15 protein-coding genes are annotated in these 12876 nt (G+C 38.5%); 7 read left to right on the forward strand and 8 right to left on the reverse strand.

What is annotated here, in order from left to right:
* From JWR61_RS15320 to JWR61_RS15330, 3 genes are all read right to left on the reverse strand, one after another.
* Positions 1-202 (reverse strand): hypothetical protein (locus tag JWR61_RS15320; RefSeq protein ID WP_301928634.1); only part of this gene is annotated, 202 nt, incomplete at its 3' end.
* A 4-nt stretch (positions 203-206) separates the two neighbouring features.
* Positions 207-824, reverse strand: a complete 618-nt coding sequence (locus JWR61_RS15325) for a hypothetical protein (protein ID WP_301928635.1) — start codon at positions 822-824, stop codon at positions 207-209.
* A 21-nt stretch (positions 825-845) separates the two neighbouring features.
* Positions 846-1130, reverse strand: coding sequence for a hypothetical protein (locus tag JWR61_RS15330; protein ID WP_301928636.1), 285 nt, complete (start codon positions 1128-1130; stop codon positions 846-848).
* A gap of 149 nt (positions 1131-1279) precedes the next feature.
* Between JWR61_RS15330 and JWR61_RS15335 the strand changes: the two genes are divergently transcribed.
* Together JWR61_RS15335 and JWR61_RS15340 are read left to right on the forward strand one after the other, a co-directional pair.
* Complete coding sequence (locus tag JWR61_RS15335) at positions 1280-1663, forward strand: helix-turn-helix transcriptional regulator (RefSeq protein ID WP_301928637.1); 384 nt, start codon at positions 1280-1282, stop codon at positions 1661-1663.
* A gap of 703 nt (positions 1664-2366) precedes the next feature.
* Positions 2367-2804 (forward strand): response regulator, encoded by a 438-nt coding sequence (locus tag JWR61_RS15340; RefSeq protein ID WP_301928638.1) that lies wholly within the window; start codon positions 2367-2369, stop codon positions 2802-2804.
* Between the two features lie 184 nt (positions 2805-2988).
* Here the strand turns inward: JWR61_RS15340 and JWR61_RS28270 are convergent, their stop codons facing one another.
* The 3 genes from JWR61_RS28270 to JWR61_RS15350 all read right to left on the reverse strand — a co-directional run bounded on the left by JWR61_RS28270 (position 2989) and on the right by JWR61_RS15350 (position 5734).
* Positions 2989-3129 (reverse strand): integrase core domain-containing protein, encoded by a 141-nt coding sequence (locus tag JWR61_RS28270; protein ID WP_367881805.1) that lies wholly within the window; start codon positions 3127-3129, stop codon positions 2989-2991.
* Between the two features lie 1304 nt (positions 3130-4433).
* The gene (locus JWR61_RS15345) at positions 4434-5303 is read right to left on the reverse strand and encodes an IS3 family transposase (RefSeq protein WP_301928639.1); all 870 of its coding nucleotides are present in this window, start codon (positions 5301-5303) and stop codon (positions 4434-4436) included.
* A 23-nt stretch (positions 5304-5326) separates the two neighbouring features.
* Complete coding sequence (locus JWR61_RS15350) at positions 5327-5734, reverse strand: hypothetical protein (RefSeq protein WP_301928640.1); 408 nt, start codon at positions 5732-5734, stop codon at positions 5327-5329.
* Between the two features lie 845 nt (positions 5735-6579).
* On the opposite strand from JWR61_RS15350, the gene JWR61_RS15355 reads away from it, so the two are divergent.
* From JWR61_RS15355 to JWR61_RS15375, 5 genes are all read left to right on the forward strand, one after another.
* Positions 6580-7374 (forward strand): AraC family transcriptional regulator, encoded by a 795-nt coding sequence (locus tag JWR61_RS15355; RefSeq protein ID WP_301928641.1) that lies wholly within the window; start codon positions 6580-6582, stop codon positions 7372-7374.
* A gap of 70 nt (positions 7375-7444) precedes the next feature.
* Positions 7445-8563 carry a serine hydrolase gene (locus JWR61_RS15360; RefSeq protein ID WP_301928642.1) on the forward strand — a complete coding sequence of 373 codons (1119 nt, stop codon included), beginning with the start codon at positions 7445-7447 and terminating at the stop codon, positions 8561-8563.
* Between the two features lie 19 nt (positions 8564-8582).
* Positions 8583-9683, forward strand: a complete 1101-nt coding sequence (locus tag JWR61_RS15365; RefSeq protein ID WP_301928643.1) for a S41 family peptidase — start codon at positions 8583-8585, stop codon at positions 9681-9683.
* Positions 9684-9809: 126 nt separating this feature from the next.
* Positions 9810-10715, forward strand: coding sequence for an ABC transporter ATP-binding protein (locus tag JWR61_RS15370; RefSeq protein ID WP_301928644.1), 906 nt, complete (start codon positions 9810-9812; stop codon positions 10713-10715).
* Between the two features lies 1 nt (position 10716).
* On the forward strand, positions 10717-11502 hold the full coding sequence (locus JWR61_RS15375; RefSeq protein ID WP_301928645.1) for an ABC transporter permease: 786 nt from the start codon (positions 10717-10719) through the stop codon (positions 11500-11502).
* A 23-nt stretch (positions 11503-11525) separates the two neighbouring features.
* Here JWR61_RS15375 and JWR61_RS15380 read toward each other — a convergent pair whose 3' ends face one another.
* The gene (locus JWR61_RS15380; protein ID WP_301928646.1) at positions 11526-12104 is read right to left on the reverse strand and encodes a LytTR family DNA-binding domain-containing protein; all 579 of its coding nucleotides are present in this window, start codon (positions 12102-12104) and stop codon (positions 11526-11528) included.
* Between the two features lie 125 nt (positions 12105-12229).
* On the reverse strand, positions 12230-12876 hold a 647-nt coding region (locus JWR61_RS15385; protein ID WP_301928647.1), incomplete at its 5' end, for a sensor histidine kinase.

A 12876-nucleotide genomic window follows, 5' to 3' on the forward strand; every position in this document is an offset into this window, starting at 1 on the left:
ATTCCTTATCAACCAGTACCAGCAACCAGTAATGACTGGCATGGCGGCAGCCCGGCGCATCGGTCATAAAAACACTTTCTGTGCGCTGCTGTTGCAGGGTACTGCCCAGCAGGTAAATTTTAGCTACTGGTATGGTATCGCTGATAAGTGCTGCCAGCTTTGCTTCCTGGCTTTTAAAACGCTCCGTCAGTAAGTAATACATTGCTTTATTTCTTTATTTTTTTTGTTTGCTGCTTTGTATTGGGTTGGTTTTGCATGTTGGTGCGTATGTCCAGCAAATAGCAACCCTCTATTAGCTGCAGCAGCCTTCGCCGGAGTGTAAGCACATTGCAGGGGTAATCTTCGTTATTGATGGAATCATTGCGAAGTGCAAATTCGGTTATGGTGCTGATTGCGTTTTTCCATTCAGGCTCTGTCATACAGACAACAAATTTTTTGATGGCTTTACAGGGGTTGCAGTATTGCCCGGCAGTGAGACTGCGGGGAAAATAATGCCATTCAGTACGGGGCGACTGGCCGCCAATGAGGTGTTGTTTTTGCAGCATGCCGGCATCGCCGTTTTGCGGTTCCTTTACAATGGCTCCGGCCCTTGTGCTGCAGTTAAAATGGATCATAAAAGCAGCCCCGCACAGTGCTTCCAGCTTTTGCATAAAATAAAGCAAACTGTACGGGTCGGCCTTTTTCCAGGCTTTATCACCCAGGGAAGCTTTAAGAACGCTTTCCATCCGTTGGATTGCACTGCCTAATCCATAGCTGTCAAAAAACTCATGGATGCTGTCGTACGCATAGCGGATTTCCTTATTTTCAAATGCAGTAGCTGGCATAAAACTGATTTTAAAGTTGGGTTAAGGATGGTTTTTAGCTTGCCGTTGCAGCAGGGTATATACATGTTGAAACAACTCTTTCGTATACTCGTAAAAGAAAAGCATATTGCTGCGCTCGTGCTCATTGGTATGGTCATTGTCTGCAATCAGTGCCAGTTTAAGTATTTTCCAGAGGTCTTCCGCAGGGCCGTCTTCATCCAGCAGTTCGAAATAATAAGCTATGCGCTGCCACTCGTACGGCAATGCCTTTGGTTGCTTCTTTGTTGTTTTACCCCTTGTATTGCGGGCCTTTTTTGCTGTACCCATACTGCATTATTTATCTGCTGTAAAACAACTGCTTTTACAGGCCGTATGTTACATTTAACGCCGTATGTTACGGGCTGCCGCCAGTATTTTACGGTATGGTTTTATGCGTAAGCTTTGCTTATATTTGTAGCAGCATAATTAACCCAGCTATGAACAAAACAATACACCAGGGCCGCAACATAAAGCGTTTCCGCGAAATGCTCGGTATTAAACAGGAAGGCCTTGCTTACCAGCTCGGCGACGACTGGAACCAACAAAGGATTTCTGCATTGGAACAAAAGGAACTGATTGACGATCCGTTACTGGAGCAAGTAGCAAAACTTTTAAAAGTACCGGCTGAAGCGATTAAGAATTTTGATGAAGAAGCGGCAATAAACGTCATTGGTAACAACTATCATGATAATTCCGCCAGTGTAAATTATCATTGTACTTTTAATCCCATCGATAAGATTGTGGAGTTGTACGAAGCATTGGTAAAAAGTGAAAAAGAGAAAGTGGCATTGTTGCAACAATTGCTAGATAATAAAAAGTAAGGTGTTGTTAAATAAAAATACATTCATCACACCTGATAATACACCCCGATTTTTCACACGGAGCTATCCGTTTTCGCCCTTTTTGGTGTTCCTCCTAAAACTGAAGTAGCATCGAGCTCCCCGTGAGCCCCCATTGCGTCTTATTGACCAACAGCCAAAGCCTTGCCCGCATGCTATCAGCTATAAATACGAACCGTACAGACCTGCATATAAAATTTTTTGCGCCGCTGACGCACCCTTATTTTGTTTTCGTAAATAATTTACTTCAATAAAAACCAACTGTTGACTGTTATCGCAATGATGCATCCATCAGTTCAGTTCGCAGCGTATAATATGTGCTGTTGAGATACACCTGACAGCAGCCATTTTTGATACAGCAGGTAAAAAAAGCAGCAGTAATTTCAGGTTCAGGTTTTGGGAACATGAAAACCATCCGGTTTTATTGGATTCAACATTTATCTGCAATCAAAAACTTGACTACCCGCATTACAACCCCGTAAGCGCAGGATTTAATTATATTTGGAATAACAAGCGGTGCGAAACATTAGTAACACCCGGCAACAGGACAGAGTCCTGCACCAGAGGGGAATGCGAACAATGTACCCCGCATATGAAAATTTTGGTAACTATATACAACTGGAACAAGTTGAAAATTTATTTAATAATTTATTGGTTTTTAATTCATTACTACTGAACTTGCGGTATGAATCGCAACCAGCCTATTATCATCATTGAAGATGATGAAGATGACCAGATAATATTTAGGGATACGTTTTGTGAATTAGGGTATAAAAATCAATTGCACTTCTTTCTGGATGGGCAACTTGCCCTTGATTTCCTTAACGGTCAGGGAAAAGACATTACCCCTTTTTTGATATTGTCAGATATCAATATGCCTAAATTAGACGGCTTTGCTTTAAGGGACAAAATACGAATGGATGCTGCATTGCAAGTAAGATGTATCCCTTACCTGTTTTTTACAACATCCGTCACTCAAAACTCAGTTATATATGCATATGAAAAATCAATTCAAGGCTTTTTCTTGAAGCAAAATAGCGTGGAAGGATTAAAGGAAGTTATCACAGTAATTATGGAGTATTGGAAACACTGCGCGGCCCCTAATAATTTTATTTCGAAATAATTTACTTTCTTGGCGTTCTAATAAATATTTCCCGTTATACCTTACTGGTTAGAAGAATGTTATGCTATCATCATACCTTAACTAACTGCTTTTAACATTAATGAATAAGGCGTGCTTCTGTAAGCTCCCCTTAGATTCGGGCCACTTAAAAGTATAATTTTTTTCGTTTAACATGAGAAACAGATTAAATAAATTCAGCTGGAGGAACAAAGCCCAACGACTGGTGAGGTCTTGAGCAATTATAATCCTGGCGCCATTGCTCCGCTTTTTCAAGTACTTCTTCTAAGATTGTAGAAACATACACATTTAATAATTCCTTCCGAATATTGCCATTGCAGCCCCGTTAAGCATCTTTCAAATTGGATCATCCCAGATGGGAAATGTATCAATGGCAGACTGGCTTTCCCGTGAAAGTGGTTAGGAAAGATTCTTTATAAAATACTTACGATAATTTGTCGCTAAGTATCTACCAATTGTCATAGTCAAATATCATTTGTGTTATATTCTACATTCTACATAAATTATACAAATTATTCTCCAAAAAGCACGTCAGGCGTTGGCAGCGGTTTTATTTTTTTCATTAGCTTAGAGCACATTTTTTACAAAAAACAAAACCTTCGCATCACACCAAAAATATATTTTAGAAAGAATATTATAAATCGAGAACTTTATTATATTTAATATAATACGGCCTGGTGGCGGGAACCATTAGCCGTCTTAAACCAATAAAATGGCTATCCTGAAAAGGATGGCCATTTGGCTTTGACAAAGTATGTCCAACCTTGTACAGTAACTATACAATTAAGTTATCTATAGCGTTAATTGATGGGATGCTCCACAGCTATATCTCTTTTCAGTGAAAACTACACGGCAGATTCGCTTACAAAAAAGGGAAGTATAATTATGTATTTTCCATTTCGAAAACGCAACCTAGTGTATTTCAAAAAACAAGTTCTGGGGGAAGTTATTTAGCCAGTTAGCCAAAGGAAACCTCTCACTAGGGGTATTATTATATTAGCCAACACGATTACAGGCGAATTATTGAAAATTATAAGTGTAGGCGATTTATTTATTTTTATTAATCAATTCTCGAAATTTAGTTGTGTATATACCTATAGATGAACTTACTGCCTCTTCCTTCGGAATAAAGCACAATATTTGCCCGACTTTAAACATATCAATTGTTTTGTTGGACATAATAATCCCCCGTTGTGTTGGTTAAAACAATCGATTATTATCCTACAAAAAATTTGTTCTTTATGCACTGATTTTGGGGGTCAATTTAAAACGGCCGAAGTGGGTCAGTTTGTTTTGGCGGAAGGGTGTCTCGTCCTAAAATGTGTCTCGTCCTAAAAAAACCTTACATGTTTTAAAAATAATCCTGAATTTACTTTACACTAGTAATTCTTAATCCTGGATTTGGTTGACAATTGAAGATATGACTTTTTTGATTTGCTATTTTACACCTGGAATCATCATAACTTTATATTATTGGAAGAAACATAAACAAGCTCTGCTGAGGAGCAACTTGCTAGGGATATTCCAATCAGATGAACACATAAATCCGGCAGGCTAATATTCCTTCCGGGTTTTTTATGTGGACTTCTGTAATGCCTAAAAAAACCTTATTCAACTAATTGGATTTTTATTTCTTTTCGGATAAGTTTTCCACTTTTTATTTATTGGCCCTGTAATTCCATGTGCAACGTCAGGTGTCAAATAATCTAAACTTGCGTGCGGTCTTTTCTTATTATATATCTCAATGTTCGAACTTATAACCTTTTTTGCTTCTTTATGATTTTGATAAATTCGCCTGGGGTAAAATTCATTCTTCAAAATTCCGTTCATTCTTTCAGCAAGAGCATTTTCATAAGGACTTCCACTTTGAGTCATACTAATACCAACATTATGGTCATTCAATTTTTCCACATAGGCAGCCGAACAATATTGTATTCCCCGATCGGAATGGTGAATAAGTTTGCACTCTTTATTTCTGGTTTGCAGCGCCATAACTAAAGCCTCCAGACATCCAATAGCTTCTAATGTTGGATAAAGACAATGACCAACCACCTTTCTTGAAAAAGCATCGGTTATGAGACTTAAATAACTGAAGCCCTGCAAGGTTCTAATATATGTGATATCGCTTACCCACAGTTGTTCAGCCTCATTTAAATCAAGGCCGATGGTTAAATTTGGATACTTTTTTAACCAATGATGCGAGTCGGTTGTTTTAACCATTCTGCGTCTTCTTCGAATTAAAAGACCATGAAATCTAAGCAGCTCAAACAGCTGGTCTCTTCCCATTTTAATACCATGCTCGTTTAATGGCGTTTCTAATTGTTGTACTAACTTACGTGTTCCAAGCATGGGCATTATTGACCTGATTTCTCTAACCAGACACAGCACGATCATCTGAGCAATACTCGTTTTTTGCTCCTGTTTCTGAGCATCATAAAAAGCTTGACGTGACATACCAAACAGTGCACAAATATTTCCCAATGATGCATTTGGAATTTTTTGCCTTACTCTTTTGACTGTTTGGTACCAGACTTTTTTCTAATCTTGATTTTAAGGTCATCCTCTGCAACTTGTATCATTGTTTCAAGTGTGATAACCTTTAACTGTGACTTTTCAAGTGCAGAAGATAGCTCTCTAATTTTTTTAGTCAATGCTAAATTTTGTTGATTTTCATTCATAACAGATAATAAATCTAACGAATGATTATCGGATAAATCTTTTGTTGATTGCTTCGAAATAAAAAGATTGAGGGTATTTCTGTTTAAGCCGTACTTCACGCAAGCTGCCCTCTTAGGGAGCCCATGTTGATGGATTTCTTTAATGATCTCTGCCATTTGAGCCTCGCTTCGCCGCTTATAGGGCTGGCTACTTTTAGGATTGATTTTTGTTCTTGAGCGCTTTTTTTCTGCCATACATGAATAGTTTTTTGTAAGGCTATTTCAGGACGAGACAGAACGACGATCAGACCAATTACTCGGTATCAGAAAAAATATTGTAAGCAGCTGAAAGCACCTAAAAACGAATTCTTCTGGTTCGAAAAATTAGGCCAATTAATTCCGGTTACGGAGCCTGCATTGTTGCAGCAAAAAGCAATTACCGGAATATGCCGCAGATTGGTTTAAGTAATTAACACAGGTCACAAAGGCATAAGCTATTCAATATGATATTCTTTTTTTAGATAAGCTTCTAGCACTGCTGCACTGTTTTCAGTTTTTGAGATAGTAATATTCTTGATCCGTCTTATATCAGTCAGGTACAAAGTTTGGAGGGCCATTTCTTTCAACATTTCTCTGTCGTAAGTTCTCAGAGAGGCATTATCTGTGCTACGCTTAATGTCTCCATTATCAGCTTCCTGCCTTCTTATATAGCGGGGTCAAGAACGTTAAAAGCAATGTGCTTAAAATTATCAAACTCATGATTGTAACTATCTTCAATGAGGCGAATCAAAGAAAACCGGTTATAATATCTCATGATATTGTTAGAAGCTTCTGCTTCCCTGATCAACCTCAAACCTCCTGAATAATCTTAAATGGTCGAATGTACGGCTGTTATTTGCAAAAGTCTTTTTCAAGAACATCGCTGAAGGTGAGTGCTTACCGCTCATCAAGTTTAATTCTGTCAATATAAGTCTGTGGGGCTTTTTCAATATCTTCAATTATACATTACCATGATAACTCCATTGATGAGGCTTCAAAAAGACACGCCGTAGAATCCTTTTGAAAAAAAATTTATACCAGTTTGTAAAACAATTTAAAGTATGCTCACTTTTAAACAGGGAAGGTATTCTGGAACTGTTACCCAAACAAAGGAGAAAGGGGGGGCTACAGCCTGCATCACGCAATACAGTCCGACCGATTTCAACAACGATCTTCACTGTCATGAAAACACCCATTTTAGCTTTATGCTGTATGGAGGTTGCGTGGAAAAAAAGCGGGACACTGTGGAGATGCTCCCCGGAAATATAATGTACTATCACCCCGGTGAACAACACCAGGTTGTTATGATTGCCGGCGTAGCAAAAAGAGTGAATGTCGAACTGGGAGCCTTTTTTTTCGACCGGCACAATATCAGTGAAACGGATGCGGCACAAACGATCATCAAAAACCCTGATTATAAATTTTTGATGATGAAGGTGTACAAAGAATTGCTGAACAATGATTCGGTTACAGGCATCTCCATTCAGCAAACTCTGCTGCAATTAACGGCCAGGCAAGGCAGCCCCGGGCAGTCCGGGAGAACACCTCAATGGGTGCCAGTAGTTGAAGAATATCTCCGGACTTCTTTAGACGATAATCTATCCTTAACTGAATTAGCACTCATTGCTAACCTGCATCCTGTCACCATTTCAAAGCAATTTTCAAAATATTTTAACTGCACAATAGGCGAATATAAGCGTAAGCTTAAAATAGAAAAATCCATTGCATTGATTAAGTCATCCAGACAAACCCTTTCTCAGATTGCACAGGAATGTGGATTTTTTGACCAGAGTCATTTTATCCGCACGTTTAAAAAAGTGACCGGCTTTTTACCACTCGAGTACAGAAAGGGATAAATTAAGCACCACTAAATCTGTACTATTTCTTCTTGCTGCAAGGCGGTAGATTTGTGTCTTAAATATACCGATGCGTCTTTCAATTGTATCTGCGATAAAATATATTTTTCTGTTACAGGTAATGTTGTGCATTGCTGTTACTTCAAGTTGTCAAATAAAATTACTGAACGGAACAGTCGTGAGTAAATCAAAGTTTGAAGTTTTTATCAGGCAACAGATAGACTCGTTTCATTTGCCCGGAGTAAGCATTGCATTCATCAGTAACGGTACTGTTTCGTACCAGGGCGCATTTGGCTACGCAAACCTGGAGAAAAAAAGAAAAGCAACAATAAACGATGTGTATGAAGCATGTTCCATGAGCAAGCCGTTATTTGCGTATTACATTATGCTGATGCAGCAAAAGGGTATTTTAAATTTAGATACACCCTTGTATAAATACCTGGCATATCCCGACATCGCTTATGACGAAAGGTATAAATTAATTACGGCGAGAATGGTATTAAGCCACACCTCCGGATTGCCTAACTGGCATGAGTATGAACCTGCCGACAGCAGTCTGCACTTACCCAAAGATGCACAGTACCTTAAGTTCACGCCGGGGTCTTCATTCAATTATTCAGGAGAAGGATACCACTACCTGGTGAATGTAATTGCTCACCTGCGGCATACCAGTTTATTTAAGCTGAAAGATGACGTGTACAATAATGTATGCAAGCCGCTTAAAATGAAGCATGCTGTGTTTGGCTGGAACGACTACATTGCAAAACATAAAGTAACCGGTTATCGCCAGGCGATGAATGACGGTAATAATAAACGGGGTGTGTTAAAAAAGTTCGAAGAATTTAGTGCCGCCGGCGGTTTGCATTGTGATGCAGCTGACTATGCAAAATTTGTTATTGCGCTTATGAAGGAAGAAGGTTTAACCAAATCTTCTTTCGCAGATATGTTTCGGCCACAGGTAAAAGTTACCGGTTGGGACGATGCTGATTTTTGGGGACTCGGACTCGGCATAAAGCAAACGCCCTATGGTACACGGTATATGCACAGTGGTAACAACGGAGACTTTACCTGTTATTTCGTTTTGTATAAAGAACAGCAAAAAGGCTTTGTGTTTTTTACCAACTGCAACATGGCCGGAGACTTATACGACAAACTGTTACCTTTTTTCGAAAATGGTACTATTCAATAAAAACAAAATCATTGTACAAATGAAATACTTACTCTGTTTATTTACGCTTTTTAGTTCTGGTATCAGCCTTGCACAAAACCCAATTTCTTTTCCAAAAGATACTGCCATATCAAAGCCGGAATTAAACTTTGAAGTGCTTTGGCATACGTTCGAAGACAATTACGCTTTTTTTAAATTAAGAAATATTGACTGGCATACAACCTACAAGGTCTATCGTCCCATGGTAAATGCAGGCACTGCTAATGATTCTTTGTATGCTATTTTTTCAACGATGTTATCACCTTTCCAGGATAATCACATCAATGTAATTGTTCCCGGAGTTAAACAGTTTAAGGCAGTAAAACCATCACAGTTTGCAAAAGAGTTTCCTACAGACAGTCTGCGGAATTCATTTTGGAAAATGGTTAATTATACTTTGGATAAAGCACATTTTTCTGCGATGAAATATATCGGGCCAACAGATAATGGCAAGCCGCTTTTTGCCTTTGCTGTTTCAAGTAAAACTGGTTATTTAAGATTCAACAGGTGTTATGTTGATGGCAATGCTGATAGTAAACCGGATGCTGCTGTAGCCGGTAAAATACTGGATACTGTCTTTAGTAATTTTAAAAATCTGCAATCGCTTATTGTGGACGTACGGGACAACGTTGGTGGTAATGACGAATTTGCCTATGAGGTTGCCGCCAGGTTTGCAAAAAGAAAAATTACAGGCATGTATAAAAAGACCAGACTAAATGGCAAAGGATATGAAGACTTTGGCGATGCAGAACAGTGGATGATTGAACCAAAGGGAAAACAACCATTTTTGAAACCGGTAGCTGTTTTAACAAACGATAAAACTGTTAGCGCAGGCGATGTTTTTGCCATGATAATGAAAGAACTTCCACAGGTTAGTATAGTTGGTTCAAACACCCGGGGGATTTATTCAGACATGTATGGATTTACGCTTCCCAATAGCTGGATGATTTCGCTGTCCAATCAGCGTTATTACAATAATAAAATGGAATGCTATGAAGGAGCAGGTACACCGGTTAATATCAAAGTGCTTAACACAAGGCAGGATCTGATTAAGATGAATGATCCTGTTTTGAAAACAGCATTCAAAAAATTGTCCCGGTAACCCTGATACAGCAACACTTTCAGCTTGTTGGAACAATGGCTTTGCCGTATCAAATATTCAGTTTTCGGGTCGGTTGCAAAGCAACGTGCAATAATAGCTTTACCTTATCAACCTATAAACTAAGATATGTATTGTGTTGAAACAAGCAAACTGCTGCATCAATTTTTAGGGGAGGAGATGGTGTTGAATGACATCAGTCTGCAGGTTAATGAAGGAAGTATTTATGGTTTTTTAGGACCGAACGGCGCCGGAAAAACGACCACACTGAAACTGATTTTAGGTCTCTTGAAAAAACAGCAGGGTGAGATTTTTATATTTGGCAAACAGGTTGAAAACAACCGGATTGAAATATTAAGGAACATCGGCTCCTTAATTGAAAGCCCGTCTTTATATGGGCATCTTACTGCAAGTGAAAATTTAAGCATCTTACAAAAAATTTACCGATGCCCCAAACAAAGGATTGAAGAAGTGCTGCACCTTGCAGGCTTATCAAGCACAGGCAATAAAAAGGCAAGCCAGTTTTCCCTCGGAATGAAGCAGCGTTTAAGCATTGCCATCGCATTGCTCCATAGCCCATCCTTATTGATCCTGGATGAACCCACAAATGGCCTGGACCCAAATGGCATGATTGAAATAAGGGAATTATTAACCAGGTTAAACCAGCAGCAGGGAACAACAATAATTATATCAAGCCACTTGTTGGGAGAAATAGAAAAGTTAATTACGCATGTTGGTGTGATTAATAAGGGCAAAATTTTATTCCAGGGTACATTGAATGATTTAAAAAATAAGCAGCAGGAATCTTTATTTACAGTGATTGAAACCAGTCATATTGAAAAGGCTATGCGGATTATCGCAGCCCATCATTTAGTGGCTGAAATAAAAGATGGAAAAATTATATTGCCTGCTCTTCCTAAAAAAACAATTGCGGTAATAAGCCGGCAGTTGGTTGAAAACGGAATAGAACTGTATGAAATTGGCGTAGTTAAAAATGATCTCGAAACAATTTTTATGAATCTCATCAACAACTAAAATGTTCAGTTCATTTGTACATTGTTTTCAAAGCGAATGGCTTAAAAGAAAAGGAACCCTTGCTTCGTGGATTGTTATCGTCGGCGGTTTTTTTACACCTGCCATTATTGTTATAGTCAGGGTGATTAAACACGATGGACTGGCATTGATGTATGCTTCAAACGACTTCTGGAAATTACTCTGGAGGAGTTCGTGGGAGTCAATGGCGATATTTTTACTGCCTTTGGGAGCAATACTTTCAACAAGTTTAATAACGCAAATCGAATACAAGAACAACACATGGAAACAACTGCATACACTGCCGCTGAATTTTACAACCATCTTTATAACTAAACTCGCAATAATTCTGATAATGGTATTGCAGTTTTTTGTTTTCTTTAATATGGGAATCTACCTCTCTGCCATTATTCCTTACCTGCTGATCAGCGGTGTGCCTTATCCTGCATCACCCATTCCTTATAATTTTTTTCTTAAGGAAAATGCCTTGTTTTTTATTGACTGTTTACCGACAGTAGCCCTTCAATATTTGTTGAGTTTGAAATACAAAAACTTTTTGGTGTCCGTTGGCACAGGTTTCGTTTTATGGGTTGGTGCCCTGGCTTCGCTGTCGTGGAAATTTGGTTATATAGTTCCCTATACATACGGTATGTACAATTATTTAAAAGATTCCGCGTCTGCAAAAGTGACCCCGCCGGCAATTAACATTCATGTGATTGCCTTTGCATATTTCGTTGTATTTACAATAATCAGTTACATACTGTACATCAGCAAAAAGGATAAAGGATGACCAAATTTTTTAGTAAAGAATCTTTACGGCAACTGAAGTTTATCAAATAAAGCCACTTTATAATTAGCACCAATGGGAATTTCATCATCGGCTATATTGATGATATTGCCTTTGATTAATTTTATGTGTTTGAGATTGACAATGTAGGAACGATGCACACGAACAAACACGTTGCCGGGAAGCATGCCTTCCAATAACTTTAAATGCATTCCTATCAATAACTTTTTGCCAGTGTTGAAAAAAATGGTACAGTAATCCTTCTCTGCCACTACATAATTCACTTCGTCATAATCAATCCTGATAAAGCCTGACTCATGTTTAATGAATGTATAGGCAGGCAAATGATTTGAGCTCCTGGTTTCGGCAGCAGTCGTTGCAGTTCTTTCTATAAATTTTTGAATAGCCTGATTAAAGCGCTCAAAAGTTATGGGCTTTAAGAGATAATCTATTATGTTGAACTCATACCCTTCCATTGCAAATTTTGAAAAGGCAGTGGTAAAAATAACCGACGGTGGATTTCGTAAAGATTTTAAAAATTCCACACCGGATATTACAGGCATTTGAATATCCAGGAAAACCAGGTCAATCTTATCGCCTTGCAAACCTTCATAAGCCTATGTTGCACTGCTGCAAACTTTTACCAGATTGAGCATCGGCAGCCGGCTTATATAATTTTTCAAAATGTCCCTCGCTATCGGTTCATCGTCGACGATCATGCAATTTGAAATCATGAGCTTTTAATGATAAGGTTTACAATGTATGTGTCTTCCACTATTCCTGCCGTGTATTCGTATTTCCCCGCGTAGTAGAGATCTAATCTTTTCCTGAAATTACTCAGTCCGATACCACCGGAGTTGTTCAATGCCCTGATGTCGACAGTATTTTTAATTTTGAAAAGCACCAGTCCATGCTGAATATCAAGGCAAATATTGATTACCGATCCTGGTTTGTCAGCACTGTATTTAAAGGCATTGTCTATTAAGGGAATAAATAAAAGTGGTGCTATTTGATTGATGGAGCCATCACTGTTGAAAGTGAAACTAACCAATGTATTGTTAAGCCTTACTTTTTCAAGCTCAGTATAATCTGCTAATAATTTAATTTCCCTGTCAATGCTCATTGTCTGGTGATCTGATTCATACAGAATATACCTTAGCAATTCTGACAACCGGTCAACCAGGACTGCAGACCTTTTGTTGTCTCCCTGCAAGATGAGGCCGTAAATGTTATTGAGGGTATTAAACAGGAAGTGTGGATTGATCTGCGCCTTGAGGAAATTAAACTCTAACTGCAGATTGTCTTTTGCCAATTGAGTTGTCTTTAGTTCGTTCCGGAATAACTGCAGCAGTAATTTTATGCAAAAAGGGATACCTA

It is taken from the genome of Ferruginibacter sp. (assembly GCF_028288465.1).
GTDB lineage: Bacteria > Bacteroidota > Bacteroidia > Chitinophagales > Chitinophagaceae > Ferruginibacter.